Origin of the sequence: Pseudoalteromonas byunsanensis (genome assembly GCF_001854475.1) — a bacterium.
In the GTDB taxonomy this organism is placed as follows: Bacteria; Pseudomonadota; Gammaproteobacteria; order Enterobacterales; family Alteromonadaceae; genus Pseudoalteromonas; species Pseudoalteromonas byunsanensis.
In genome coordinates, this window is record NZ_MNAN01000007.1 from 1 (window position 1) to 25,706 (window position 25,706).

Consider the following 25,706-nt stretch of genomic DNA (forward strand, 5'->3'; position numbering starts at 1 on the left):
GACTCAGTTCGATTTGCTTAAGTTGCTTAGCGCTCCGTGTCAGTGGGGTCGCATTATAGGGCGATCCTTTTTTTGATCAAGCTTTTTTTTCAAAAAACAACTCACCTGCCTACTTTATGAACAAAACTATCAAAAAAACGATTTTTTGCTTATTTTTAATGCAATTTCCTGTGCTATATCTATTTTTATTATTGCGAAGTTTATTAATCTAGTTAAGATAGCTTCTTTATTTGTTAAATTAATGTATATCCTCTGTTTATTGGTAACTCTATTATGAAATCATCGTCCCAAAAGTCTTTTCTTATTACAGCAGTACTCGCCGCTGTGGGGTTTGTCGTGATGCAATTTTTATTTTCTAGCATCCAGATCAACGCACCACTACTATTCGCACTTGGTATTGTTATAGGTGGCTTAGCCGTTATCTTTGCAAGCCCAAAACAAACACAAGATGACAAACTCGAAGTAGCAACCAAAACGCTTTATGTTGGTAATTTGCCATATAAAGCAAATGAAGGCGTTGTTCGCGATCTTTTTTCTGAACAAGGACAAGTTTTTAGCGTCAGGCTATTAAAGGATAAAAATACCGGAAAACGACGTGGCTTTGGCTTTGTCGAAATGGCTGAAAAGGATGCAGATCATGCCATTACTCAACTAAACGATAAGGAATTCCAACAGCGTACTCTTAAAGTACGTGCAGCAAAGCAAAAGCAGTTCGATAACGAAGAAGAAAATACTAACAGCTAAGTTCGATAGCCTTAGAGGCTATTCCTTCTTTGTTGGTCATTCCATTGGGTGCCGTTGCAAAAAATTGTAGCGGCATTTTTATATCATGATCATTGTGGTCTTTATCTTTTAGCAGAAATTGGACTCTCTGGGCTATCGCATGACCCGAGTCAATCAACTCAACCTGTTGACCATAGTATTGCGCTAGTTGCGCTCTAAGAATTGGGAAATGAGTACAACCTAAGACAATACAATCAACTTGTTTATCGATATTTATGTATTCTAGCTCACGGTTTAACTTATCGAGATCCAATGTTTGCTGCCAGTAATATTGCTCAGCCAAAGCTACCAAACGCGTCGATTTGTGTAAATCAACTCTACACCCTTGGGCATACTCTGCAATTAAGGCGTTAGTATATGCATTATTTGACGTAGCAGGCGTTGCTAGCAACGCGATACGCTTGCTTTTACTCCTTGCGGCAGCGGGTTTAACCGCAGGTACCACACCAACGATTGGTATAGATGTCAACATTCGCGTAGCGGCAAGAGCCTGAGTAGAGGCTGTATTGCAAGCAATAACGATAAGATCAACTTTACGCTCAAAGCAATCAATCCTCTTTATCAAACATGCAAGGCGAGATTGAATCGTTTGTTCTGATTGCAAACCATAAGGGAGTAGTGCGTTGTCCATTACATAGCTATATTGGGCATTGGGAAGTAAAGACTGAATATGGCTAAGTACGCTTGTACCACCTACCCCTGAATCAAAGACCAAAATGTGTGGCAAAACACCGCGACCCCTCTAATAAACTTGAGTCGCAGTGTGCCATGGAGAACACGAAAAATAAATTACTTATTAGCTGTCTTTATCACTATTTAGTTTGTTAAAGAACCCTTGAATATAATCCATAAACTCGTTTAGACGACTTTGTCCTTCATTTATCCATGCCATGATATCTGGTAACTGTTTCTCAATACCCAATTTTTTCCCTTGTTCGTGGATATTCTCCAACTGCTTATCCAGTGGCTGTAGTGATTTTTCTAAATCTTTGAGGGGATTAGACTGTTGATACTGGCTAATCGCCGCCGATGTTTTTGTTTGACGCAAGTCCATCGTAAAATTAGCAATCTGATCATTGTCTATGTTTAGTTCTTTTGCCTTTTCAAAAGCGTTGTCATATGCGCCTGAGAAGAAGTTATCACTTACATCGCGCACATCCTTCATCATTTCATTGATTGCTTGCTGCTCTTGTTGGTTTAATTCACCATTGATAACGATAGAGAAGCTCACTTCGTGCTGAGTATGTTGACCGACAGCTAAACCATGGTCATTACCTTTTTGACTGTAACTTGCAGCATTAGTTTGTGAACGAGCATCACTAAACGTGATCTTAACTTCATCACCTTCTGCAGTCGTGAAACTATATTCAGCCTGATTAGACAGACTCGCAAACTGAGCTTCGCTAACCTGCACTGATTCTGGCTTGGGATCAAACAACGACTTCTCAAACTCATCAAGCCCTTTGAAAATACCTTCTCTGGCTTTTTCTATTCCTTGTCCAATTTCATCATTAAACGCATTAACGCCTTTAAGTTCCTCAGTCGCCTCATCGATGCCCATTTGAACTCCCTTACGGGCAGCACCAAGCATCTCACGCAAGGTATCATCATCCTTACCATTTACCTTTGCTTTGCTGACCGCGGCCGTAACGAAATCCAACACATTTTTGGTAATAGCTTCGAAATCAAACAGAGGTTTTTCTTTCTCTTGTTTTTTTTCGATTCCCAATGCCTGTGCAAGTTTATCGTCAAGTACCATTGCTGCCAGCTTACTCTTGTCACCAGAGTAACTGTCTACATTAAATTTTGCACTAGGGAGTAACATCCCATGTTTATTTGCTTTGTTAATCAATCCTGGATTAAGTAGTTGATGTATCTGTCCGATTTTCATGTTCTGGCTCCAAATATCGCGTTCAGCCGGCTGTCATTACAGCTATTCGTTCTTAGTTATCGGCTAAAATCTGCAAAGCTGTAGTATATGTAGTATAAAAAAGAAACAATTTTTATGCGATAAACTGGACAAATCCGCAACGCTCCCTAAAATAGCGCGTCTCTATTTTGTAAGGTACTTTCTAATTATGGCTGTCATTCAAATCGATACTTCCACTTATACACAGCAACTGAACGAGAAACAGCAGCGCATCAGCGAGCAATTTGCCCGTTTTAACGCACCGACGCTTGAAGTATATGATTCGCCAACCACACAGTACCGCCAAAGAGCTGAATTTAGAGTGTGGCACGAAGGGGAAGACCTATTCCACATCATGTTCGATCAGCAGACCAAACAAAAGATCCGAGTTGACAAGTTTGACCCTGCCGCGCCATTAATTTCAGAACTTATGCAAGTCATGATGGATAAGTTACGCCATAACGAGGTGTTACGTCGCAAGCTATTCCAAATAGATTACCTCTCTACGCTAAGCGGTGAAATCTTAGTGAGCTTGCTGTATCACAAAGCGTTAGATGATACTTGGCAAGAGGCGATGCAACAGCTGCGCGCAGAACTACAACAGACGTACAAAATAGATTTTATTGGTCGAGCAAGGAAACAAAAGGTCGTTTTTGGCAGTGACTTTGTCACAGAAATTTTAAACGTCAATGGCAAAGAATATACCTATCAGCAGGTAGAAAATAGCTTTACCCAGCCTAATGCTAAGGTGAATGAGAAAATGCTTGCTTGGGCGCAGTCAATTTGTGCTCCCTTAGAAAATGATTTACTGGAACTTTATTGCGGTAACGGTAACTTTTCAATCGCACTAGCTGGAAGCTTTGATAAGGTACTGGCAACAGAGATATCCAAATCTTCAGTGCACTCAGCACAATATAATATTGCAGCGAATAAAGTTGAGAACCTTGATATCCTTCGTATGTCAAGTGAAGAATTTACGCAAGCTATGAAGGGAGAGCGCTCTTTCTCAAGACTCAATGGCATTAACCTGCAAGATTATAACTGCCAAACCATTTTGGTTGATCCTCCCCGAGCAGGGATGGATGAGATGACTTGCAGACTAGTTGCCAACTACGACAATATTATTTATGTCTCATGTAACCCAGACACATTAGAACGTGATTTAGAATTACTTTGTGAAACACATCGCGTATCACGAATGGCCATTTTTGATCAGTTCCCTTACACCCACCATGTCGAGTCTGGCGTATTCTTAGAGCGTAAATAGTCGCTCACTCTTTTTTGCAAAGGGCGTAAAGTTCCCTTTGCAAAAAAAAATTGTCACATTTTTGATTTTCCTGTGCCTTTGTAAGTAACATTTAAAACAAAGGTTTCGGTAAATGCACATATCAACCCAACATTCCTCCTTAAATATGGCGACGCGCCGTTTAGCATATGTGGACAAAAAAGTATCACTTGTGCACACTACTTACTTGCATCAGCACAAGGAGAACAAATGAACGTTTCTAGTTTCGAGCTTAAACTGATGGAGCAAGTAAACAAAGCACAGAGCGGTGACAAAAATGCTTTTGCCGAGCTTATGCAAAATACTTCAAGTGCCGTTCATAGCATCGCATTAGCGATGACTAAAGATTTAGATGCTGCACAAGATATTAGTCAACAAGTTTTTTTAAAAGTATGGCAAGACCTAGCCACACTAAAAAGTAGCCACAGCTTTTTACCTTGGCTTAGGCAAATAACTCGCAATACAGCATTGAATTTTATGCGGGAGCATAAGCGTTCATCTTATATTTTTGAAGATGAGTTGCAAACACGATTACAAGAACTGGTCGCTGATCCATATTCTCAAGAACTCACACTACTAAAATCAGAGCAGCAACGCCTCATTCATACACTCGTAAACAACTTACCTGATGAAAGTACAGAAGTCGTGATCTTGTACTATCGCGAAGAGCAAAATAGTAAAACCGTTGCCACTTTATTGGGGATCACAGACACAACGGTTCGTAAGCGTCTGCAAAGAGCTCGAGATATGTTAAAAGAGCAAGTACTGGCCAAATATGGGCAAATATTGCTATCAGCAGCCCCGATTAGTACTGCTAGCTTGCCGAGCCTGACTGCTTCATCAACCTCTACTACAGCAAGTCTGGGCATTAAGTCTGGCTGGTTCAGTAAAGCTTCATTTATTTTTTCAGGCGCTTTTTTAGGAGGTCTACTGGCACTTATGGCCAATGCTATTGCCACTCGCTGCACAGCAGCGTTATGCCATGAAGAGCAGACAAAACAGGCCGTTCAACAAACTGGCATGCTAAGCTCCATCTCAATTGCTGCTTGTTCACTGCTTATGATTTTGGGCTACATACTTACACAGGGATGGCTTATCCCCGTCACGGCATACGTGTTCTTAGCTATAACATTAACCATAAAACAATACAAAATTCATCAGTTGTTGTATCAAAACAATCAGGCAAACATAAAGGGACAAATATTGGGTGCGTCTGGCTTAGTTTTAGGAATGATATCTGGCGCAGTGGGCTTATTCTATGGCCTGCTTAATAGCGGTCGCTTTACAAGCCTTCTATAAAAGCTAAAAGCCTCACTGTATTGAAGTGAGGCTTTTTAATTTACTGAACGTGATTTACTTAGCGGCTAGATAATTTATCAAGGCGCTGATCTGTTCAGGTGTTGTGGTATTCGATTCACGTAACAACAGTTGATATTTACCATTAACGATAAATGTAGGCACCCCTGTTAGTGCTCCCTTTTCTTGCATTTGCTCTTGCATACGCGACATTTTTGAAGCTTTTGTGCGCACAGAGAAGCTCTTATAAAGCTTATCAAACTTTTCTGCGTCCACACCTTGTGAAACAAAGATGTCTTTTACATCAGCCACTTCATTAATCTTCCCACGTTTTGTATGAATGTGGGTGAACAGCGCTGAGATGACCGCGTCTTTTTGTGGCAATACCTCAGCAGTTGCCAATGCATTGGCCATCATTTTTTGTATTTCAGGATCACGAGAACCCACGAAATCTACGTGGCTCTTTTTGAACTTGACCCCATCGTCTAGCTTAGCTTTAAATTGTGCTATAAGTGGTTCAAACGCATTACATGCAGGGCAATAGAAAGAAAAGTACTCTGTCACCTCTGGCTTTTTAGTGCCTCTTTCAGACACCACTTTATAATGTACACCTTCTTCGTACTGTGCCGCATTGGCAAGCATTGGCAACATCAGGGCAACTAATGCTGCCTTCACTAACTTCAACATAAAATTCTCCGATTCTTATTTTTGTAGCAGATACTTAACTAACTCTTCCAGCTCAGCCTGGCTTTTAATTTCTTTCATGTTAACTTTGTATTTATCATTAACAATAAAGGTAGGAACACCTTTTAATGCGCCTAGCTTACTAAACAATTCTTGCTGATCCTGCATCTGTTTCTCTTGTGCTATCACCAACATGCTGCTTAGGCTGTCATCAAACTGCTTCTCGCTGATCCCATTAAGTGCAAGCAACTGCTTTACATCTTTAATATCATGTAAGTCAGCCTTTTTCATATGAATACTTTCAAAGATCTGCGCGGCAACTTCTTTTTCTTTACCTGCTTGCTTTGCAATGATGTATGCATAGCTTAGATTGCTTTGCACCTGTGCAGATGCACCGCCTAAAAAGTTTACATGACTTTTTTCAAACTCAGCACCTTCTGGCAAACTTGCCTCTAGTGATAATGCTACTGGCTCAAACTGGTAACAATGTGGGCAGTAAAAAGAGAAAAACTCTGTGACTTTCGGTGTTTCACTTTTTTTATTCTCTATCGTTTGATAGTGCTTACCATCAGAGAAGTCGGCTGCATTGACAGCAAACGCCAGTAAAGGAAGACACATTATCAATAATGATTGTTTTATCGTTTTAAACATGGATATCTCTCAATTTTTCTATGGAATTAATCTAAGCGCAGGCTCATGTAATGTCGCGAACTGTTCTTTCAGTGCCAGAATCTGTTGTTCCCAGTATTTGTCAGTTGCAAACCACGAAAAGTTCCGTGGAAAAGCAGGATCTTGCCACCGCGTTGCCAACCACCCCATGTAATGAACCATACGCATCGCACGCAGCGGCTCAATTAAACTAAGCTGCCGCTGCTCGAACGAATTAAACTCTTCATAACCTGACAGTAAAGTATCAAGCTGTATCACCTGCTCCTGCCTATCGCCATTTAACATCATCCATAAGTCTTGGATCATAGGCCCCTGTCGACAATCATCTAAATCAACAAGCATTAAGCTATCACCGGCCCACAGAATATTGCCAGCATGACAGTCTCCATGCAAACGGATCTGATCAACTTGATGATATTCTTGCTCTGTTTTTGTGATCAGTTGCTCCAGAATCGTCATGAATGGAGTTTCCAGATGCATTGGCACCATCTCACTTTTAACCAATGCTGCTTTAGCATTATGCAGATAATCCTGGCAATTAACACTTGGCCGGTGGGTAAACGAGGTGGTACCTGCCACACGATGCATGCGTCCGATATATCGTCCTAATATCTCCAAACTATCAAGGTTGTCCATTTCAAACTGTCTCCCACCTACACTAGGAAATAGTGCAAAGCGGTAGCCCTGATAGTGGAATAAACTTTCACCACTTATCTTAATTGGTGCAACAACGGGCACTTCAGCTTCTTGTAAACTAAATGCAAACTGATGTTCTTCAAGTATTTGCTCATCGCTCCAACGCCCAGGTCGATAAAATTTCACAACATATCGGAAATTGTCTTCAGCTATAAACTGATACACTCGATTCTCGTAACTGTTCAAAGCCAACAAACCAGACTCGGGATATATCGAAATACTCTCTATCGCGTCTAAAATAAAGTCGGGTGTTAAATTAGCAAAGCTGAATTCGCTCATAAATCTCTCTGTTATAAAAAAAGCGGGAGAACCCGCTTTTAAGTAATGGACCTTAGTGTACTGGACTATTTACCTTTAAAAAAGTTTGTCGCTTGTGTGATCCTAGATTGCGGCTTATCTATCGGATAAATTGCAAATTCAAATTCTGTTACCGGTTTTTTTAGGTCATAAGGGTCAATGATTAAAGACAGCGGCACATCTAATGAGTGACCAGCTTCAACGGTTACTTGCTGCTTACCTAGATACTCAAACTTTGTTAGACCAAGTACTTCAATATGAAATGTCTGTGCCTGTTGCGCCTTGTTAAGCACCTTGAGGGTATAAGTATTCTCAACTAACCCTTCGAAGTTGACCCGATAAAGCTGGTTTCTATCACGAATAATATCCAACTCCATTGGCTTTCGCATCGCAACGTTGGCAACCAATGCGCCAGACAGCACCAGTAAAATACACACATAACCAACTAATTTACCACGAATTGGTTTCGTTTTTTCAGCCGATGCCTCAAGGTTACGCTCAGTCGTATAGGAGATAAGTCCTCGTGGATAATTCATTTTGTCCATCACACCGTCACACGCGTCAATGCACGCACCACAGTTGATACATTCATATTGCAAACCATTGCGAATATCGATACCTGTCGGACAAACCTGCACACACAAATTACAGTCGATACAATCACCCAACTCGAGTTCGCTACGGTCCTGTTTGCGCGAGCGAGGGCCTCGCTCTTCACCACGTTTAGCATCATAACTCACAGTAAAAGTGTCTTTATCAAACATGGCTGACTGAAAGCGTGAATATGGACAAATATGCAAACACATGATTTCTCGCATCCACCCCGCATTGCCGTATGTACACACAGCAAAAACAAGAATACTCACTGTTGCATAGCCACTAGCAGAAAAGGTGAGAAGATCAGGCAATAGTTCGCGGATTGGAGTGAAATACCCTACAAAAGTGATAGCGGTGTATAAAGAAAACAACATCCAGCTACTGTGCTTTGCAGTTTTACGCCAAAACTTATCAAAGTCCATGGCGCGCTGATCAAGCTTTTTGCGCTGATTAGCCGAGCCTTCAAACTTTTCTTCAAACCAAATAAAAATAAAAGTCCAAACCGTTTGTGGGCAGGTATAACCGCACCAAACTCGCCCATAAAAGGTAGTGACTAAAAACAAGGCAAAGGCAGCAATCATTAAAATAAATGCCAAAATGGTCAAATCTTGCGGTAACAATGTCAGCCCGAAAATATTAAATCTCTGCTCGAACAAGTCAAAAAGTACCGCTTGCTGACCATTAAAACTGAGCCAAGGCAACAACATAAACGCTAACATGCCGACGAAACCAATGCGCTTTCGTAACAATTGGTGTAATCCTTGGACCGCACGCACGTATATTCGATTACGCGGGTTAAACCTGTCCGGCTGCAACTGATCAGGTGGTTGGATTTTTACCTCTGAAGGAATATTTTTGACTTTAATTTGTTTGTCCATCGAAGCTCCTTAGGCCGCTATGATCGACAGGTACTTGCTACAAGTAACCTCAACCAGAATAAGGGTATTATACGCAAGCTTGTTAGTTGATTGATACCAACAAATGCCACATTTAGTTCATAAAACGACAAGCTGTTCTAGAGATTTTTGACCACAAAAGCCGCTCGTTACACCAAAGGCCTTTCAGACTTGCTTTTCACTGCGCTATTTTATTACACTCCAAGCGACATTGTATTTAATGAGATCAAAGTTGCTGCGATTATGAAAAAGTTTCTAATATTTGTATTGGTTATTGTCGCACTATGTACAACAGACATCGAACTAATAAAACAACCCAGAGAACAATTAATTACAGATTTGATCTCAGTATTAAGTAAATCAACTAAAGTACAACGCCCAAGTGCGGCCTCCATTGCCCGTGCAAATATAGATGCACAACTCTCGCTTAATGAAGAGCAAACAGAGCATTTAGATGAACAATTGGCCGATGACACAGCTATGAGACAATTTTTTAAACAATATTGTTTAGAAAGAGAAATGAGCTTATATTTTTTCACAGACAAGCTTGAAAGTATTTGTGATATTGTACAGAGCGCTATGGGAAAAACAGGAACTTTATAATGGATTTCAGCCAACTAAATAAGCAACGCGCTGCTTCATTTAACAAACAGAAACAGCTACTTAAAAAACTCAGTGCCGGACAAACAATTTTGTGTGAGCAGTGTCAAAAACCGCTAAAGCTTAATTTAGCTGTTGATGCCGCGCAAAAAGGCCAAGTATGTTGTGACAAGGGTTGTACACTCATCGAACTAGAAATCGCTTAGAAAGCGTCTTCATCATCGTACAACCCACTCGCCACAGCAACTACTTCTATTAGCTGCGCATAGCCTTTTGCAAACTCACAGGCGAGATTGCTTTGTTGAGCAAGAAACTCGACTTCGTCGCAATTAAGCTGATCACAATAATCACTTACCTGAGACTGTGACAACGAGAAAAAAGCAAGTTGCTCGGTTGCAACTTGCAACGCTTCTTTAAGTTCACAGCTTAGAGCATCCGCCACGAGAAGAGCGTCAAAATAAGGTTGCGCCCCTGTTATAAACCCGATACTCCACTGATGACGCTGCTGGTAATCACTGAGCGCTGTCCATGGTAATTGATAGTGACCTGCAAAAACTTGCTCACTAATGTGATGATGTAAAGCCATAAACGCAAATACCACAGACTCATCTATCTTATCATCGGCTGCGCTTACATCATGTAACCATTGCTCTACATCAACCGCATTTGGACCACAGATCAAAGCGAACAAGTACCCTTGAGTCATCGTAAGCGACATTGCTTCGCTGCGCGAAGCTAAATAGTTTGCTAGCAATTTCTCATGTTCGGGTGTAAAACTAAAATCAAGCATAATTAACTTTATAAATTAACCGGATAACGTCCATCGGCATCTGGACGACCGAGAAACTTAACCGCATCATGCACTTCTTTTGGCAGTGACGCATCAGGCTTGATATTACCAGCTACACGAAATTGAAAATTCTCAGCCAATACCGCGTCAGCTTGCAAACCTAAGCGGTTTTCAGGGTCTACGAGTACCGAGATATCTCCTGACTTACAGCTCAAGTCACCAGCTAATTGGCCAATATCAAACCACCCCGTCAGTCCTTCAACCGTAATACCTGGGCTGCTGATCTCACCTTTTAGAGACTCACAATAAGGCATTCCACTTTGATACTGATCGATGTCGAGCAATACTCGCCCCTTGGCATTAACAGGTAGGGGCAGAGTAACCTGCGATATAGCCTGTTCAACACTAAAGCGAATAGACGCATCAGACAAGCTCACTGAGTGATCAAATAACCCTAAAGTGAAATCTCCCATGCCTGATATTTCTGACTTGTCACGTGCATTGCCAAAGCGAACATTACCTTGCATATCTCCCTTGAGCAAAGCTGGTGCATCAATACGCCAGCGTACATTGTTCAATTGCACGTTACTAACTCTTACTTCGCTCATTTGCCCCTGCCACAAAGTGCCCGTTACAGCACCTATCTGTAAGCTTGGTGGGATTTGCTTATTCGCTAACTGCAAAGCAACTGACGCCGGCATGTTATACAAAGTAAATAGGCTAAAAGCGACGATAAAAATGAGTACTAAACTAACTGTTTTTTTCATATCTAATTCTCTAACAACAAGCGGCTAACGCGCACATATCCTGGTGAACTATCTTGTGCCAGATCGAGACTATCAATTTTTACACCATATTTATTGCTCAATTCATCCAACCAAGCGATCAACTTATTGAACTCTACAGAGTCAATGGTCAATCTAAGAGCCTGATCACTGGGTTGCATTTTACTAATATTAATCTGATATTGATTCCGAGTGCGATTCACCAAAGCTGATAGATTGCCAGCTTGCATGGGTTTAGCACCGGGAGCGCTGCTTTTCAGCTTATCCATACTACTGCTAACCCATGCAGCAAGCTCTTGCTGACGCAGCTTATCACGCTCAGCATCCTCTACCGCGGCACTTAATGGCCTGAAAATCCCCATTACCAACACGAAAATGGCAAAGATAACCGCTGCAACAATCAGTAACTTCTGCTCTTGATCCTTAAGCGACTGCCAGTATTTTAATGCCTGCTGCTTCATGCATCACCTCTTAGTCGGATCTCGCCGATCACCACATCGCCATCGTTATTTAGTGAACCTTGTTGTACATCCAAGCCTCTTTGTTCAAGAATTGCTTTCACTTGACCAAAAACTTGGAAACCATCAGCTCTTGCACGGATCCTAAGCTCATTGCGACGACGGTCATAACGCAATGTTTCAGGCGTAAAGTTTTCCACTTCGCTGTATACCGCCACAAGATGGTTAGTTAGCTCCAAAAAGCCACCATGCTCAGTACCACTTAACTTATCCAGCTCACTCTTAATCTGATTTTTCAATAGATGTGGACGAACGACTTTCCCTGGAAAGGCTTGTTGATAAGTTGCTACCGCCTGCGCTTTATATTCGTCAGCCTGTTTTTGTAGCATAACCAACTGAGTGCCCTTCACAACAACAAAGCAACCTACCGCAATGCCTGCAGCAAGCAAACCACTACGCCAATCTTTCCACCATTGCGGCTGCTTTTTCTTCGTAGCAAACACGCCTTGTCTCAAGTTAAATGAAACTTTATCCAACTGTTTTGCAAACAGTGCTAATGGCAAATCATACTCTGCTTCTTTAGCCTCTTTTGGTGCAACCTCAGGCAATCCATCTGCGGGGCTGTAATGCACTATTTTGCTCGGTTGTAATGCATAGAGATAATCAGCACCCCAAGTTTTTTCGATAGCACTGATATGCCATTGTCCAAAACGACATAACCACTGCTGACCGAGCTCAATCATTGAAAGCTCTTTTTCTTGCTGTTCTGGTAATAGCAATGCATCAGGCAGCACTCGAGCAGGTTCAATATCATGCTCTTTGAATAGTGTCAGCCATTCTTCTAGCCAGTTCTTATTGCAAATTGCTACTTCAATACTGTGTTGTTCGCCTTGTAATACCGGCTGGCCAGTCGCAATAAACAGTTCATCAATATCACAAGCGACTTGTTCTTCTAACATAAAAGGCAAAGCCTGCTCTAATTTGCGATTCCATTTTGCGGGCAATGGTACATTCTTTAATTGCACTTGAGATGCGCTCAACAGGAGCGTCACTTCTCGATTCACAGCCTTCTCAGCTAACTGAGGCAGCTGCTCTGCGCTTTCTAATTCTCCACTGGCAATAATTTGCTCATCTATTGATGAGAAAATCAACCAATGTATTGGGTTTTTATGTGACTGACCCGTTCGGATCACTAATTTTTCTGTCACTGTACGCCTCCAAATTTTCGCGCCAGTATGGTTGCTTGACCTTGATTTATTTGAATAATTGAGGTCATTGAAAAGCGCCTGTCATCAAACAATGCTTTTGCGCGTAACTTAAAATAATTACTATCTATGGTAAATAATTCTTCACTTGCTTTATCTATTTGAGCACCTTGGTTTCTCGCCTCGGTGAAAAACTCTTCAACACTATCAAAACCCTTTTCTGGACGGGCTGAAATAATCGCTTCAGCACCCGATGAACTTAAGCCTTCTAACAAGGCACTGAGCAACAGGGCTTGTTCTGGTTTTACTGTGTTGACGTTAACCTTAAGCTCCGTATTTCCAGGGATCACACACACATAAGGCTTGATTTTCTCCATAACCAGCGGGTTGAAGCCCTTAATTACCCGTAACTCAGACTCTGACGCAAGTAGGTTATTAGCACTCAAATAAGGGGTAGTACGTGACATATATTCATCTTCCTCCGCACCTGAGCGAAAGGTGATACTGTCTTCATCCAACCAGTCGTAAACGCTATCCGCCAGCGCTTCTTCGCTTTCATCCAGCGGCAAATCTTCAATATTTGTCAATAATGACAACAGCGCTTTATGCGCAGGGTTCGTGTCGGTACTTGAAGCACCTTGCTTCTTTGGCGCACGTAACGCATTCAAATTTAAACAAGCTTGTAAGTCACTCACTTCACCGCTTAAAGTGCCGTGATCAACGGGATATGGAACCTCACTCAGTGCCCAAGGTTGACCTAGATGCACCTTTTCTGGGTCATCTTTTTTACTTTCAAGCAGAACTTTCTTCACGAGTTCTTCGGCGCCATAGCTATACCATTTAGCTTGCTGATGGGTTTGTATATTCTGTGACCTTTGTACTTGTACCATTAAATTGGCCGCCATTTCCGCCGCCACAGTCGCCGCCAGTGCGACAATGAACAGAACGATAATAAGCGCTGCGCCACGCTGTTGCCTCATCTTCTGCTCCCTCTATCCCGATCATCCTGAGGCTTGTCCTCTACCCCTTGTTGATCACGTCCCGTGCCAGTACTGCTGCTGCTGGGTGCTTGTTGTTCTTTACCATTACCAGGAGTTAAGAACAGGCGTCTGATAGGGGCGGTATCTTTGAGTTGCAAAGTGACTGCGACTGCCAGTGGCAAAGCCTTTTTATTCCAGTCTTCCTGCCATTTTTGCTTATCATCAAGAAACTCAAATTTGAGCTCCTCAACATTTTCTATCACAACTTGTGAGCGCGGTTCTGCGCCATCTAATGCATCAACATACACGCGGTAAATACGCTCTAACTTGTCATCTATTACTCGGTAACCAACCGCCTGTAATTCTGAACGAGGTAAGAGACTAATGGGGTTAGTCCAGCCATCACGAACAAAAGCAATGCCATCAAACTGGCTCTGTAATTCAAAACGCCCATGTAACACATAGCTTGGATTAAGATCTCCAGACTCATTGCGCACTTCTCGCTTCGTCATCTGACTAAAATCTTGATCCATCAAACGAAACGTTGTTTGTAAAGACTCCAACTCTGTAATAGTTTCTTCTGATGCTTCTTTTGCTTTAATGGTTGAATCTAGGATCTGATGTGTCCCCATCACCACAAAAGCCAATATTCCCAGTGCAACCATTACTTCAAGTAACGTAAAACCGCGCTGGCGCATCATGATTTGTCCTTGAGCATAAAGGTTGTCAGGTCATACACGGAATGCTTAAGATCTTCGTCGCTAAATATTTCTATGTTGACTTTCACAAAACTAGGATCTGCTGTTGCTGTCACTTTTTGCTGCCAATACCAGACTCGTTCGGCTAACTCTTCTTCGCCCTTAAGGCCGTTTTTGCCTTTCCAGTCACTGCCTCCAGCGCGCATTTCTACCAGCTTATTCTCCGCAACCCAAGAAGCATACGTTTGTTCCTCCAATGCAGAGATATGAGTAATGTGCTCACCCGTCGCCTGCATAGCCGCGATACCAGCCATCGCGCATATACTCATTGCGACCATCACCTCTAGTAAGGTGAAGCCTTTGGCTGTATTACCTACAACGCTTCTTGCCAAGCCTATTACACGTATCATTCTTCGGGTTCCTTGCGAAGCTTCACCGGCGCCATAAACTCACCTTCGATGAAATAAACAGGCTCGCTTTGCTGTGCTAACTCAACAGTTAACTGAAACGCGCTCACTTCGCCTGACGACAGTATCAATACTTGGGGTACTTTGAGTTTTTTTAGTTCCAGTAAACTCTCATCATCGCTGGTCCCCATTAATTCACGCCAGTTTGCCTGCTCAAGTAAATTATCCTGCGACCAAGATAGATCTTCTATGTTCAGAGCAACCCGATATTCTTCACCAAATTCAATTGGCTTGTATAACTCTTCGGCTTCAAACGTTGCCCATTTATCGCCATCAAATACCAGCATCTCGAGTACATTCTTATCAAGATGAAAGCCCAGTTCAACCTGATTTAATACCGCAAACTCAGATGCCATATTTATCACGCTATGGGTCCGTAAAGCCTGCTTTTCCAACTCTTCCTCGATATCACCGCCAAAGCTGTATGTCACCATCTTGGTGGCAAACGCGATGATCACAATTACCACAAGGATTTCAATTAAGCTGAATCCTCGTGGTTGAGTCGTGCTGGAGTATGAACGTGATAAAGGCTTCATAGGGGCTTAGCGCTGTTCTTCTTCATCCCAGTTACCAATGTCATCATCGGTTCCAACTTCACCGTCTGGACCCATAGAGAAGATGTCTACTTTCCCCATTTCTCCAGGGCTGACTAGCTGATAAGGATTGCCCCATGGATCTTCAGGTAATTTAGAGATAAAACCACCATCTGGAAAACGTTTAGGTACGGGATCAATCGTGGTCTGTGTTACCAGCGCTTCTAAGCCTTGTTCTGTGGTTGGAAAAGCCTTGTTTTTTAGCTTGTACATATTCATTGCATCTTCCAATTGCTGAATATCTAACTTAGCTTTATCCAAAGCTGCTTCTTCTTGTTGGCCCATGATATTTGGTGCCACGATAGACATGATCATACCAATGATAACCAGTACTACCATTACTTCTAGTAATGAAAAACCTGCTTGCTTCTTCACGATATTTTCCCTCAAAAGTTAAACTCTGTGCAGCATGCGATGCACATGCCAAATTGTTTGCTTTGGGCTATAAGCCCACTGCTTTATTCATTGCCATTATTGGCTGCAATATTGCCATTACAATGAACAGTACGATCACTGCCATGCTGGCTATCATAGCGGGTTCCAGTAACTTTAACGACACATTAACCATGCTTTCGAATTCACGGTCTTGGTTATTGGCTGCGCGTTCCAGCATTTGCTCTAATTCACCCGATTTCTCACCACTGGCTATCATGTGCAGCATCATAGGCGGAAACAACTTAGTTTGTTGCAACGCAGCACGTAAGCTGGCGCCTTCACTAACACGTGTCGCAGCCTCCGCAACCGCTGCCTTAATTTTTTCATTCTCCAACACTTGCCCCGAGATTTTCATCCCTTCAAGCAACGGCACTGAACTAGATGACAAAATACTCAGCGTTCGTGCGAATCGGGCAGTATTAATACCCCGGCTCACTTTACCAATTCCCGGTAGCATCAGCATTTTGCTGTCATACCAAAAGCGAAACTTTGGCTGCTGTAACGCGCGTTTAAATGCCACCGCGCTGCCAATTATGACCACAAGACTAACAAGCCAGTAACTCTGTACGAAATTACTAGCAGCCATCACCCACTCTGTAGTCCAAGGCAAAACCTGCTTTGATTTTTCAAATGTTTTCAATATCTTTGGTACAACCGTACCTAGTAAAACCGATACAATAGCAATTGCAAATATCACCAAAATGGTGGGGTATACCATGGCTTGCGTGATTTGGCTGCGCATATGCTGGCGCTGCTCGGTATAATCGGCAAGACGGTTCAGTACCTCATCTAGGTGCCCAGATTTTTCACCCGCGGCAACCATTGAGCGATACAAATTATCGAAAACATGTGGAAACTCAGACATGCCGTCGGCTAGGGTATAGCCTTCTACGACCTTTGAGCGTACCGACATCAGCATCCGCTTAAGTCTTGGCTTTTCACATTGCTCAGCTACAGCCATAACCGCAGCTTCAACAGGTAAAGAAGATTGGATCAATGTTGCCAGCTGACGGGTAATTAGAGCAAGGTCGGCCACCGAAGGTTTGTAACCTTGGAATAGCGTGAACCCACCGCCACCACTTTGCTGTTTATCTCGCTCAGCGGCTGGCGACACTTCTAGTGGCATCATCCCTTTTTCACGCAGCATTTGCCTGACTTGCTTGGCAGTATCAGCCTCTAAGATCCCTGATTTATCTTTGCCTTTTCCATCTAAGGCACGATACTCAAACGCCGCCATAACTAACCTTCCTCACGCGTTACACGTAATACTTCTTCCAGCGTTGTTTGGCCCTTAAGTACGCGAGCTAAACCATCTTGGCGGATACTTGGGCTGTTTTTACGAATGTACTTTTCTACAGCCTGCTCACCTTTACCGCTGTGAATAAGCTCACGAATTGTTTCATCGACAACCAATAATTCATGAATACCAGTACGACCTTTGTAACCATTGAAATTACATTCTTCACATCCTACGGCACGATAAATCATGGCATTTTCACCATGCGGTACACCTAGTAGTTCACACTCACGCTCGTCTGCTTGATGTGCTTCTTTACAATTTGGGCATAACGTTCTTACCAATCGTTGAGATAATACACCCAATAGCGAAGATGACAGTAAGAAAGGTTCAACACCCATATCTTCCATACGGGTGATAGCACCCGCTGCTGTGTTGGTGTGTAACGTAGACATAACTAAGTGCCCCGTCAGTGAAGCCTGTACAGCAATTTGCCCAGTTTCTAAATCTCGGATCTCACCCACCATCACCACATCAGGGTCTTGACGTAGGATCGCACGCAAGCCTCGGGCAAACGTCATATCCACTTTAGTGTTCACCTGAGTTTGACCAATCCCAGGGATCTCGTATTCGATAGGATCTTCAACGGTTAGAATGTTGCGATCTTTTGAGTTGATCTGGCTCATACCCGCATACAAAGTGGTACTCTTACCCGAACCCGTTGGACCGGTTACTAGAATAATACCATGGGGCTTACTGATAATATCGGCAAACAAATCACGATTGCGCTCAGTCATGCCTAAGTCTTCAAGGTTTAAACGGGCATTGTTCTTATCAAGTAAACGCAGTACCACACGCTCACCAAAGCTTGATGGCATGGTTGATACACGCACATCGACCGCACGTCCTGCGATACGCAAACTAATACGGCCGTCTTGTGGAATACGCTTTTCAGCGATATCCAGTTTGGCCATAACCTTGATACGTGATACCAATAGAGAGGCCAGTTTGCGGTTAGGTTTAAGCACCTCTTTTAGTACACCGTCCACACGGAAGCGGATCACCAAAGACTGCTCGAAGGTTTCGATATGAATATCCGAAGCCCCTTCTTTGATAGCTTCACTTAGCATGGCGTTGATAAGCTTAATGATTGGCGCGTCATCATCCGCGGCCAACAAGTCTTCGGTTTGTGGAAGCTCTTCGGCCAATGAGAATAAATCAACCTCATTACCAATATCTTCCATCATTTGTTGGGTTTCTGAGCTATCTCTTTGATATGAAGCTTCAAGCAACAGCTCAAATTTATCGTCATCTAAGTGCTCAAGAGTAAATGCTTCACCCGCGACGCGGCGTACTTCCAATAAAACTTCAACATCTAATTCGCCACGATAGTAAACAACCAAGCCATTTGGTTGTTTACTCATTAACATTCCTTCTCGACGTGCATACGCAAATGGCAGTCGCAACGGTGAATGCGCCACATGCTCTGATTGTTCGAGCACGTCAGCTGGCATCTCTTGCGTAGATAACTCGCTAATAGGCACTTCAGTAACCGCCTCTACCTTGTTATCAGTCATCATTGTTACGCTCATTATTGTTTTGCTCATTCAGATACTCTTCGTACGTAGGCGGCAATACCAATTCGTCATTCCACTCTGGCAATACGGGAGTTTGCTCAAATGGCATCAAGTCAATGCCATCATCTTGCTGAATTTGCTGCTCGGTACGAATGAAGTTGTATTTAGAATGGCTCAGCTTGTTCATGCTGTGGCTATCACGAATGATGGTCGGGCGAATAAATACCAACAAGTTACGCTTACGTTTAGTAGTCCCTGTTGACTTAAATAGGTGTCCAAGTACTGGAATATCACCCAATAGTGGTACCTTAGAGACACTTTCCTGTACATCTTCGTCAATCAGACCACCTAGGATAACCATACCGCCATCATCAGCAATAACCGTGGTGTTAATCGCACGTTTGTTCACCGCAATATCAACCGCTGTAGCACCACTGACACTAGACACTTCTTGTTCTATAGTCAGCTGTACCGCACTGCCATCGTTAATTTGTGGTGTCACTTTTAACTTAATACCCACTTCTTGACGGTCAACAGTCTGGAACGGATTAGAATTGTTATCGCCCGATGTTGAACCGGTGATCACCGGTACTTCTTGACCGACGATCATAGACGCTTCTTCGTTGTCCATGGTTGTCACAGACGGTGTAGCAAGAATATTCGATTTAGTATCGCTAGAAATGGCTTGCACAATGGCACCCCAGTCATTCTTGATGATACCCATGGCTAAACCATTTACACCACCTAGTAACTGACCTAATGGGCCTAAGTCACCTTCAATGGTTTCATCATATTCTTTTAATTCAGTATTTTGACCCGTGATAGTTTTGGTAACGGTCTTGTCTCTTGCCTGCTCCGCAGCAACCGCCAGTGAACCAATGGGTACCGTACTGCCGTTATTAAACTGCAACATGCCGCCTTGCTCTGAGATCCACTGCAAGCCGAAGTTAATACCATCGCTTTCGAATACCTCTACCACTATCGCTTCAACCAGTACCTGAGCACGGCGAATATCTAGCTTTTCAATAACTTGTGACAGTGAACGCATGGTATCTGGCTGAGCGGTGATCACCAAAGAGTTTGAATCTTGGTGTGCTTCAATACTGGTTTCATTCTTGTTGGTGCGGCTACGGGTATTATTAGCGCCACCCTGTGCGTCTTCTTGTAGGGTTTTACTAACACCTTGCAGTACTTTTACCAAGTCATCCGCTTTGGCGTAGTTGAGATAAAACACTTTGGTGTTACCTTGATTTTCTAACTCATTATCAAGGCGTTTGATTAATTCTGTGGCACGACTACGCGCCTGAGATTCACCACTGACGATAATGCTGTTGGTTCGGCTATCAGCGACCACTTTTGGGATTAAAAAGTCAGGAATGGCCCCTTTACCGCTATCTTTGTAGATGTTATCAACAACCGTTACCACATCATCGGCTGTAGCATGGTTAAGTTTGACGATATCAACACGTTTATCGCCAGCTTGGTCAACTGATTTAATAATATCAACCAAACGGTTCACCGACGCGGCATGCCCCGTCAACATCATCACGTTTGCCGAGTTCAAGTTGGTAACATGACCACCATCTTTTTGATCACTGAATTGACGAATAAGCGGACCAAGCTCTTGTACACTTACATTTTTGACGCGCACTACTCGGGTGACCATCACATCGCCGTTACCCATTTCTTCGCCTGCAACTAAAGGAACATTGCCTTTCTTGCCATCTGAGCTGCGTACTACTTTTAGTACGCCACTTTCCATCTCAGTTACCGAGTAACCGTAAACTTCAAGGACGTTTAAAAAGAACTGGTAATATAATGACTCATCCATCAACTCATAACTGCGCACATTAATATTGCCGCGCACGTTCGGGTCAATAATGATGGTTTTATTCAAGTTCTTGCCAACGATATTAATAAACTCATTAATATCGGTTCCTTTGAAGTTGGCAGCATACTCGACAGCAGACACAGAAAGCGACAATCCAGCTGCTAACATCAGAGCCGCATATCTAGCTAACCCTTTTTTGATTTTTGTGAGGTGTAGCTTATTACCCATTATTTTTAAACTCCAAATTTACTATTGTTACAGGCTAAATTGCACGCTCATGATCTGGCCATCACGCTCTATGGTAATGGTCGCATCTGTGCTGTTTCTTAGCTCATTCATGGCTGACATAGCCTGTTTCATGTCCGTGAGTTGATAGCCATTGATAGCAACAGCTAAATCATTATTTTTTAGTCCCATCTTGCTAAACAAGTCGGGGTCTTTGCCCGGACTCAAGCGATAGCCTAATAACTGGCCCGCACTGCGATCTGGCGTAATGCGAATATAATCAAGTAGTTTGCCTGGGTCTTGCAAAAGTTCTTCTTTCGTTTGCTCAAGCTCACTGGGTACCTCACGACGCATCAACTGCGGGCGATTATTTTGCGATGGACGCTCACTGGCTGAAGACTTAGGGGCCACTGGCATAGCGACGCTTGTAGAGTACTCAAGTCCATCAAGCATCAAGGTTTCAAAACGACCGCTCACGTCTAAAATTACTCGGTCGGGTAACACTTGAGCCAACTTGGCACGAGTCCCTTCAATGGCTTGTTGAACTTCGTAAGTAGATTGTCTACCTTGAGATTCGATGATCGCAAGGCCTGCTCTGTCATTTAAGCTCACTGCCACTATTCCCGTTAGGCGTACATTTAAAGCAGTCTGAGGGGCATCGGAAACAATAGCTTGGGGTTGTTCTTCAGGCTTACTACCAGCATCACCAAATAAGTTTTGTTGGATGATTGATTGGCTGTTCACAGCTGAACTGGTTGAGGCATAAACCGACGACATAGAAGGTAACGGCTGCGTTACAGGCTGAGGCCATACCAACCAAAATAGCTGAGACATTAAATAAGCGATATAAACAACAGCTAATAAAACCACTAAACGACTGAGTTTTGCATGGGGTAACCCGAGCAATACTTTTTGTAACTGTTGTATTTGTAATTCCATATCCGTCTTTTCTTATTCTATTGAGCTTCCCAGTGTACCTTTTCAGTGTAAATTCAACAAGCGCACTAACATGACAGTTTGTCTTCACTGAGTGGTCAATGGGTATCCCTTTGAACACAATACATCGCGAGAGTTCCACGACCTTTTTTTGAACATTGAAATATGCTAAATTTGTCGCATTATTCCACATTCTTTATGGTTAATAAATTGTGACTAAAAAATCCTCCGAACAACCACAGCAAAATGACGCCGTCAGGCTAGATAAATGGCTATGGGCTGCACGGTTTTACAAGACTCGAGCGATCGCTCGAGAAATGGTCCAAGGAGGTAAAGTACACTATAACGGGCAACGCTGTAAACCCAGTAAGTTAGTTGAACTCGGTGCCACCATTAAGCTAGCACAGGGGTTTGATGAGAAAGAAGTCACTGTTTTAGTGTTACTCGACAAACGCCAAGCAGCGCCCATTGCACTGCAATCTTACCGAGAATCGGAACAAAGTGTAATAAAACGCGAGCAAAATGCAATAGCGCGCAAGAACAACAGCTTTTTTGCACCACATCCTGTTAACAAACCGGACAAAAAGCAAAGACGCGAACTACTCAAATTGAAATCAAGCTAGGATTTAATAAATGCAACCTGATTTACTCCACCGCTATATTTTCGAAAAACTCGATGTACGCGGCGAACTGGTACAAATTGATCATACCTTTAATGAGATCATTGCCGGACATAACTATCCACAAGCAGTGCAAGCATTACTCGGTGAGTTATTAGTTGCGACCAGTTTATTGACGGCCACTTTAAAGTTTGAAGGTGACATAGCAGTACAGTTACAAGGCGACGGCCCAGTAAAGTATGCAGTTATCAATGGTGATCATCAGCAAAACATGCGTGGTGTTGCAAGACTACAAGGTGACATTACTGGCACAACGGTTCCTGACCTGATGGGTAAAGGCTACATGGTTATTACCATTACCCCCATCAAAGGGGAGCGTTACCAAGGGATCGTGCCACTAACATCCGATTCGTTAGCTGCATGCCTGGAAGATTATTTTACACAATCTGAGCAGCTTAAAACTCGCTTATGGTTTGCCACAAGTACCGAAGGTGAGCGCGTCAAAGCTGCGGGGCTATTTTTGCAGGTACTGCCTGTGGACAAAGAAAAGTCACAAGAGGACTTTGTACATTTAGAAGCGCTGAGCAATACCATTAAAGATGAAGAATTGCTGGACTTAGATGCACAAACCGTGCTGACACGTTTGTATCACGAAGACAACCCACAACTGTTCGAGCCTCAGGAAATTAACTTCGTTTGCGGTTGTAGCAGAGAAAAAACCATTAATGCGTTAGTTAATGTGGGTCAAGCAGCGCTGCTTGCAGATATTGAAAAGCAAGGTGAGATCAATATCAGCTGTCATTATTGCTTGAAAAACTACGTTTTCAGCAAGGACGACATTAAGGCTATTTTTAACTAAATTTGCCTTAGCGAATGTTTCCAATATCAAGCCGTCGAAATGACGGCTTTTTTGTTGTCAAAAAATGACACCGGTATCACAAATTTAGTAATTTTCATGACACCGGTATCATTGAAATTATTTAAGTTTTTTGACGTTTTTATGCCTTTTTAGAGCCTCCAAAAGCTCGAATATCTCAAAACCATCTGGTACTATAAATTCAGCTTAAGAACTCAGAGCTATCCCGTTCAATTCTCACATTTAGGTAATAACATGACTTCAAGCGCTACTCGTTTTGTCGATTTAACTGCAGCCGAACTTGTCGAACACGCCATTAGCCGTGGTGAAGGCACTTTAGCCGCAAATGGGGCTTTCGTAGCTAATACTGGCCGTCGTACAGGCCGTTCACCAAGTGATCGTTTTATCGTAAAAGAGCCAAGCACTGAAAATGACATCCAATGGGGTAACGTTAACCGCCCATTCGATGCTGAAAAATTTAATGCACTATGGGCTCGTGTTGAAGCACACGTACAAAGCAAAGACCACTTCGTCTCTCACTTAGAAGTGGGTGCAGATCCAGAGCACTACTTGCCGGTAGTGGTTACGACAGAAACTGCATGGCACCATATTTTTGCTAAGAACATGTTTATTAAACCTGAACGTTACAATGCATCTGACTTACCTCAGTGGCAAGTAATGAATGTGCCTTCATTTGTTTGTGACCCTGAGCGCGATGGTACAAACAGCGATGGTACTGTGATCATCAACTTTGCAGACAGAAAAGTACTTCTTGCTGGCATGCACTACGCTGGTGAAATGAAAAAATCAATGTTCTCAGTACAAAACTTCCTGCTACCTGCCAAGGGCGTATTACCAATGCACTGTAGTGCAAACGTGGGTGAAGCAGGTGATACAGCTTTATTCTTCGGCTTATCTGGTACGGGTAAAACAACGCTATCTGCTGACCCTACTCGCTTCCTTATTGGTGATGACGAGCATGGCTGGGCACCGGGCAGTGTATTTAACATTGAAGGCGGTTGTTACGCGAAATGTATCGACTTGTCACAAAAGAATGAACCTGTTATCTGGAATGCCATCAAATTCGGTACCATCCTAGAAAACGTGGTACTTGATGAAAACCGTGTACCTGATTTTAAAGATACCAGCCTAACGCAAAACACCCGTGCAGCTTACCCGCTTGAGCACGTAGAAAAGCGTAAAGTAGAAAACCGTGCAGGTGAACCAAAGGCAGTTGTGTTCTTGACCTGTGACGTGAGTGGCGTTTTACCTCCGGTATCTATCCTTTCAGAAGAAGCAGCGGCTTACCACTTCCTAAGTGGTTACACTGCAAAAGTAGGTTCAACTGAAATCGGCTCAACTGCTGACATCGAATCAACATTCTCAACCTGCTTTGGCGCACCTTTCTTCCCACGTCCAGCCGGTGTTTACGCTGAGCTTCTAATGAAGCGTGTACGTGAATTTGGCGCGAAGGTTTACTTGGTAAATACAGGTTGGACTGGTGGCCCTTACGGTATTGGTAAGCGTTTTGACATTCCAACTACACGTGCTGTTGTCGATGCGATTGTATCTGGCAAACTAGCGGATGTTGAAACCGCTCACATTGAATCACTCAACCTAGATGTACCAGTTGCAGTACCAGGTGTAGACAGCGCCTTACTTAACCCTGTAAATACATGGGAAGACAAAGGCAAATATGCTGAGTATGCGGCTAAACTGGCTGCGGACTTTAAAGAAAACTTCGCAAAATACGATGTTTCTGACGCCATCAAACAGGCAGGTCCTCGTGGCTAATTAAGCCGACTCGGTAAACCTATTAGGTGAACCAGTTCCTTTATCAAAAGCGCCCCTCGTTGGGCGTTTTTTTGTTTTGTTTGTTTTTATAATGGTGTAGTAATAACTACACCATAATTTCCCTTTCAGCTACCTAGCACTAACATAACCTTTGTGCTGACGCAAAGCGATTTCTCAGCCCTTGGTAATCTCTATAGAGCTTTGTCTTGGAATAGGCTTGAATACGATAGTCTACAGGTTTAATATTATTAAAATCTGAGTCATGATAAACATAAGTAAGAATACGACATTTACTAGTAATATTCGCCACTTCATCTGTACTGCCAATATACCGAAAGTACTTCTTATACTCTGGTATAGACATTTCAGCTGTAGTATATCCACTTCCTGTGGTGATCTCTCCAAACGAACCAACTACAACTTCATTAGTTTTTTCTGAAGCTGCGAAAACTGAACCGCTAAGCATACCTATAACCAAAGACGCAATAACAATGTTTTTCATAAAAA

The 25,706-nt window shown here is 42.9% G+C and carries 28 protein-coding genes; 8 read left to right on the top strand and 20 right to left on the bottom strand.

Annotated elements, in window-relative coordinates:
- The first annotated feature begins 273 nt into the window (after positions 1 to 273).
- The gene (locus BIW53_RS00370) at positions 274 to 744 is read left to right on the top strand and encodes an RNA recognition motif domain-containing protein (RefSeq protein WP_070989544.1); all 471 of its coding nucleotides are present in this window, start codon (positions 274 to 276) and stop codon (positions 742 to 744) included.
- On the opposite strand, the gene murI is transcribed toward BIW53_RS00370, so the two are convergent.
- On the bottom strand, positions 734 to 1,510 hold the full coding sequence (gene murI / locus BIW53_RS00375) for a glutamate racemase (RefSeq protein ID WP_070989546.1): 777 nt from the start codon (positions 1,508 to 1,510) through the stop codon (positions 734 to 736). The two genes, BIW53_RS00370 and murI, sit on opposite strands and share 11 nt — an antisense overlap.
- A gap of 69 nt (positions 1,511 to 1,579) precedes the next feature.
- Complete coding sequence (locus BIW53_RS00380; protein ID WP_070989549.1) at positions 1,580 to 2,674, bottom strand: DUF5610 domain-containing protein; 1,095 nt, start codon at positions 2,672 to 2,674, stop codon at positions 1,580 to 1,582.
- A gap of 187 nt (positions 2,675 to 2,861) precedes the next feature.
- Here BIW53_RS00380 and trmA point away from each other — a divergent pair, with 187 nt between their 5' ends.
- Both trmA and BIW53_RS00390 read left to right on the top strand, forming a co-directional pair.
- The gene (gene trmA / locus BIW53_RS00385; RefSeq protein WP_070989550.1) at positions 2,862 to 3,959 is read left to right on the top strand and encodes a tRNA (uridine(54)-C5)-methyltransferase TrmA; all 1,098 of its coding nucleotides are present in this window, start codon (positions 2,862 to 2,864) and stop codon (positions 3,957 to 3,959) included.
- Between the two features lie 228 nt (positions 3,960 to 4,187).
- Entirely contained in the window at positions 4,188 to 5,276 is a 1,089-nt protein-coding gene (locus BIW53_RS00390) for an RNA polymerase sigma factor (protein ID WP_070989552.1), read from the top strand.
- Between the two features lie 54 nt (positions 5,277 to 5,330).
- Here the strand turns inward: BIW53_RS00390 and BIW53_RS00395 are convergent, their stop codons facing one another.
- The 4 genes from BIW53_RS00395 to ccoG form a co-directional block, all read right to left on the bottom strand.
- A complete protein-coding gene (locus BIW53_RS00395; RefSeq protein ID WP_070989554.1) occupies positions 5,331 to 5,960 on the bottom strand; it encodes a thiol:disulfide interchange protein DsbA/DsbL in 630 nt (209 codons plus the stop codon).
- Between the two features lie 15 nt (positions 5,961 to 5,975).
- On the bottom strand, positions 5,976 to 6,608 hold the full coding sequence (locus tag BIW53_RS00400) for a thiol:disulfide interchange protein DsbA/DsbL (protein WP_070989556.1): 633 nt from the start codon (positions 6,606 to 6,608) through the stop codon (positions 5,976 to 5,978).
- An 18-nt stretch (positions 6,609 to 6,626) separates the two neighbouring features.
- Positions 6,627 to 7,601, bottom strand: a complete 975-nt coding sequence (locus BIW53_RS00405; RefSeq protein WP_070989558.1) for a serine/threonine protein kinase — start codon at positions 7,599 to 7,601, stop codon at positions 6,627 to 6,629.
- Positions 7,602 to 7,666: 65 nt separating this feature from the next.
- Positions 7,667 to 9,094 (bottom strand): cytochrome c oxidase accessory protein CcoG, encoded by a 1,428-nt coding sequence (gene ccoG / locus BIW53_RS00410; protein WP_070989560.1) that lies wholly within the window; start codon positions 9,092 to 9,094, stop codon positions 7,667 to 7,669.
- Between the two features lie 261 nt (positions 9,095 to 9,355).
- On the opposite strand from ccoG, the gene BIW53_RS00415 reads away from it, so the two are divergent.
- Together BIW53_RS00415 and BIW53_RS00420 are read left to right on the top strand one after the other, a co-directional pair.
- Entirely contained in the window at positions 9,356 to 9,715 is a 360-nt protein-coding gene (locus tag BIW53_RS00415; protein ID WP_070989654.1) for a hypothetical protein, read from the top strand.
- Complete coding sequence (locus BIW53_RS00420; protein ID WP_070989562.1) at positions 9,715 to 9,918, top strand: hypothetical protein; 204 nt, start codon at positions 9,715 to 9,717, stop codon at positions 9,916 to 9,918. The genes BIW53_RS00415 and BIW53_RS00420 overlap by 1 nt, the downstream gene beginning before the upstream one ends.
- Here BIW53_RS00420 and BIW53_RS00425 read toward each other — a convergent pair.
- The 13 genes from BIW53_RS00425 to gspC all read right to left on the bottom strand — a co-directional run bounded on the left by BIW53_RS00425 (position 9,915) and on the right by gspC (position 21,932).
- A complete protein-coding gene (locus tag BIW53_RS00425; RefSeq protein ID WP_070989564.1) occupies positions 9,915 to 10,502 on the bottom strand; it encodes a UPF0149 family protein in 588 nt (195 codons plus the stop codon). The genes BIW53_RS00420 and BIW53_RS00425 overlap by 4 nt on opposite strands.
- An 8-nt stretch (positions 10,503 to 10,510) precedes the next feature.
- On the bottom strand, positions 10,511 to 11,269 hold the full coding sequence (locus BIW53_RS00430; protein ID WP_070989566.1) for a type II secretion system protein N: 759 nt from the start codon (positions 11,267 to 11,269) through the stop codon (positions 10,511 to 10,513).
- Positions 11,270 to 11,271: 2 nt separating this feature from the next.
- The gene (gene gspM / locus BIW53_RS00435) at positions 11,272 to 11,748 is read right to left on the bottom strand and encodes a type II secretion system protein GspM (protein WP_070989568.1); all 477 of its coding nucleotides are present in this window, start codon (positions 11,746 to 11,748) and stop codon (positions 11,272 to 11,274) included.
- Positions 11,745 to 12,953, bottom strand: coding sequence for a type II secretion system protein GspL (gspL, locus tag BIW53_RS00440; protein ID WP_070989570.1), 1,209 nt, complete (start codon positions 12,951 to 12,953; stop codon positions 11,745 to 11,747). The genes gspM and gspL overlap by 4 nt, the downstream gene beginning before the upstream one ends.
- On the bottom strand, positions 12,950 to 13,930 hold the full coding sequence (gene gspK / locus BIW53_RS00445) for a type II secretion system minor pseudopilin GspK (protein WP_070989572.1): 981 nt from the start codon (positions 13,928 to 13,930) through the stop codon (positions 12,950 to 12,952). Before gspK ends, gspL begins: the two co-directional genes overlap by 4 nt.
- The gene (gspJ, locus tag BIW53_RS00450) at positions 13,927 to 14,628 is read right to left on the bottom strand and encodes a type II secretion system minor pseudopilin GspJ (RefSeq protein WP_070989656.1); all 702 of its coding nucleotides are present in this window, start codon (positions 14,626 to 14,628) and stop codon (positions 13,927 to 13,929) included. Before gspJ ends, gspK begins: the two co-directional genes overlap by 4 nt.
- Positions 14,628 to 15,038, bottom strand: coding sequence for a type II secretion system minor pseudopilin GspI (gspI, locus tag BIW53_RS00455; protein ID WP_070989574.1), 411 nt, complete (start codon positions 15,036 to 15,038; stop codon positions 14,628 to 14,630). The genes gspJ and gspI overlap by 1 nt, the downstream gene beginning before the upstream one ends.
- On the bottom strand, positions 15,035 to 15,631 hold the full coding sequence (locus tag BIW53_RS00460) for a prepilin-type N-terminal cleavage/methylation domain-containing protein (protein WP_070989576.1): 597 nt from the start codon (positions 15,629 to 15,631) through the stop codon (positions 15,035 to 15,037). Before BIW53_RS00460 ends, gspI begins: the two co-directional genes overlap by 4 nt.
- A gap of 6 nt (positions 15,632 to 15,637) precedes the next feature.
- The gene (gspG, locus tag BIW53_RS00465) at positions 15,638 to 16,063 is read right to left on the bottom strand and encodes a type II secretion system major pseudopilin GspG (RefSeq protein ID WP_070989578.1); all 426 of its coding nucleotides are present in this window, start codon (positions 16,061 to 16,063) and stop codon (positions 15,638 to 15,640) included.
- A 67-nt stretch (positions 16,064 to 16,130) separates the two neighbouring features.
- Positions 16,131 to 17,360, bottom strand: a complete 1,230-nt coding sequence (gspF, locus tag BIW53_RS00470; protein WP_070989580.1) for a type II secretion system inner membrane protein GspF — start codon at positions 17,358 to 17,360, stop codon at positions 16,131 to 16,133.
- A gap of 2 nt (positions 17,361 to 17,362) precedes the next feature.
- The gene (gene gspE, locus BIW53_RS00475) at positions 17,363 to 18,874 is read right to left on the bottom strand and encodes a type II secretion system ATPase GspE (RefSeq protein ID WP_245699321.1); all 1,512 of its coding nucleotides are present in this window, start codon (positions 18,872 to 18,874) and stop codon (positions 17,363 to 17,365) included.
- Between the two features lie 55 nt (positions 18,875 to 18,929).
- Positions 18,930 to 20,996, bottom strand: coding sequence for a type II secretion system secretin GspD (gspD, locus tag BIW53_RS00480; RefSeq protein ID WP_070989582.1), 2,067 nt, complete (start codon positions 20,994 to 20,996; stop codon positions 18,930 to 18,932).
- A 27-nt stretch (positions 20,997 to 21,023) separates the two neighbouring features.
- Positions 21,024 to 21,932, bottom strand: a complete 909-nt coding sequence (gene gspC / locus BIW53_RS00485; protein WP_070989584.1) for a type II secretion system protein GspC — start codon at positions 21,930 to 21,932, stop codon at positions 21,024 to 21,026.
- Between the two features lie 209 nt (positions 21,933 to 22,141).
- Here gspC and hslR point away from each other — a divergent pair, with 209 nt between their 5' ends.
- The 3 genes from hslR (at position 22,142) to BIW53_RS00500 (ending at position 25,199) form a co-directional block, all read left to right on the top strand.
- On the top strand, positions 22,142 to 22,552 hold the full coding sequence (gene hslR, locus BIW53_RS00490; RefSeq protein ID WP_070989586.1) for a ribosome-associated heat shock protein Hsp15: 411 nt from the start codon (positions 22,142 to 22,144) through the stop codon (positions 22,550 to 22,552).
- 10 nt (positions 22,553 to 22,562) lie between these two features.
- On the top strand, positions 22,563 to 23,408 hold the full coding sequence (gene hslO / locus BIW53_RS00495) for an Hsp33 family molecular chaperone HslO (RefSeq protein WP_070989588.1): 846 nt from the start codon (positions 22,563 to 22,565) through the stop codon (positions 23,406 to 23,408).
- A gap of 252 nt (positions 23,409 to 23,660) precedes the next feature.
- On the top strand, positions 23,661 to 25,199 hold the full coding sequence (locus tag BIW53_RS00500) for a phosphoenolpyruvate carboxykinase (RefSeq protein ID WP_070989590.1): 1,539 nt from the start codon (positions 23,661 to 23,663) through the stop codon (positions 25,197 to 25,199).
- 139 nt (positions 25,200 to 25,338) lie between these two features.
- Here BIW53_RS00500 and BIW53_RS00505 read toward each other — a convergent pair whose 3' ends face one another.
- Complete coding sequence (locus BIW53_RS00505; RefSeq protein WP_070989592.1) at positions 25,339 to 25,701, bottom strand: hypothetical protein; 363 nt, start codon at positions 25,699 to 25,701, stop codon at positions 25,339 to 25,341.
- Positions 25,702 to 25,706: the final 5 nt, after the last annotated feature.

Bases quoted from the DNA above. Each gene is read 5' to 3' on its own strand.
- gspF (WP_070989580.1), bottom strand. From the start codon at position 17,360: ATGGCGGCGTTTGAGTATCGTGCCTTAGATGGAAAAGGCAAAGATAAA.
- BIW53_RS00425 (WP_070989564.1), bottom strand. From the start codon at position 10,502: ATGCTTGATTTTAGTTTTACACCCGAACATGAGAAATTGCTAGCAAAC.
- gspE (WP_245699321.1), bottom strand. From the start codon at position 18,874: ATGCCAGCTGACGTGCTCGAACAATCAGAGCATGTGGCGCATTCACCG.
- BIW53_RS00420 (WP_070989562.1), top strand. From the start codon at position 9,715: ATGGATTTCAGCCAACTAAATAAGCAACGCGCTGCTTCATTTAACAAA.
- BIW53_RS00400 (WP_070989556.1), bottom strand. From the start codon at position 6,608: ATGTTTAAAACGATAAAACAATCATTATTGATAATGTGTCTTCCTTTA.
- BIW53_RS00405 (WP_070989558.1), bottom strand. From the start codon at position 7,601: ATGAGCGAATTCAGCTTTGCTAATTTAACACCCGACTTTATTTTAGAC.
- BIW53_RS00395 (WP_070989554.1), bottom strand. From the start codon at position 5,960: ATGTTGAAGTTAGTGAAGGCAGCATTAGTTGCCCTGATGTTGCCAATG.
- BIW53_RS00380 (WP_070989549.1), bottom strand. From the start codon at position 2,674: ATGAAAATCGGACAGATACATCAACTACTTAATCCAGGATTGATTAAC.
- BIW53_RS00500 (WP_070989590.1), top strand. From the start codon at position 23,661: ATGACTTCAAGCGCTACTCGTTTTGTCGATTTAACTGCAGCCGAACTT.
- gspD (WP_070989582.1), bottom strand. From the start codon at position 20,996: ATGGGTAATAAGCTACACCTCACAAAAATCAAAAAAGGGTTAGCTAGA.
- ccoG (WP_070989560.1), bottom strand. From the start codon at position 9,094: ATGGACAAACAAATTAAAGTCAAAAATATTCCTTCAGAGGTAAAAATC.
- gspJ (WP_070989656.1), bottom strand. From the start codon at position 14,628: ATGCGCCAGCGCGGTTTTACGTTACTTGAAGTAATGGTTGCACTGGGA.
- BIW53_RS00390 (WP_070989552.1), top strand. From the start codon at position 4,188: ATGAACGTTTCTAGTTTCGAGCTTAAACTGATGGAGCAAGTAAACAAA.
- gspM (WP_070989568.1), bottom strand. From the start codon at position 11,748: ATGAAGCAGCAGGCATTAAAATACTGGCAGTCGCTTAAGGATCAAGAG.
- BIW53_RS00505 (WP_070989592.1), bottom strand. From the start codon at position 25,701: ATGAAAAACATTGTTATTGCGTCTTTGGTTATAGGTATGCTTAGCGGT.
- gspI (WP_070989574.1), bottom strand. From the start codon at position 15,038: ATGATACGTGTAATAGGCTTGGCAAGAAGCGTTGTAGGTAATACAGCC.
- BIW53_RS00430 (WP_070989566.1), bottom strand. From the start codon at position 11,269: ATGAAAAAAACAGTTAGTTTAGTACTCATTTTTATCGTCGCTTTTAGC.
- gspK (WP_070989572.1), bottom strand. From the start codon at position 13,930: ATGAGGCAACAGCGTGGCGCAGCGCTTATTATCGTTCTGTTCATTGTC.
- BIW53_RS00370 (WP_070989544.1), top strand. From the start codon at position 274: ATGAAATCATCGTCCCAAAAGTCTTTTCTTATTACAGCAGTACTCGCC.
- hslO (WP_070989588.1), top strand. From the start codon at position 22,563: ATGCAACCTGATTTACTCCACCGCTATATTTTCGAAAAACTCGATGTA.
- trmA (WP_070989550.1), top strand. From the start codon at position 2,862: ATGGCTGTCATTCAAATCGATACTTCCACTTATACACAGCAACTGAAC.
- BIW53_RS00460 (WP_070989576.1), bottom strand. From the start codon at position 15,631: ATGAAGCCTTTATCACGTTCATACTCCAGCACGACTCAACCACGAGGA.
- BIW53_RS00415 (WP_070989654.1), top strand. From the start codon at position 9,356: ATGAAAAAGTTTCTAATATTTGTATTGGTTATTGTCGCACTATGTACA.
- gspC (WP_070989584.1), bottom strand. From the start codon at position 21,932: ATGGAATTACAAATACAACAGTTACAAAAAGTATTGCTCGGGTTACCC.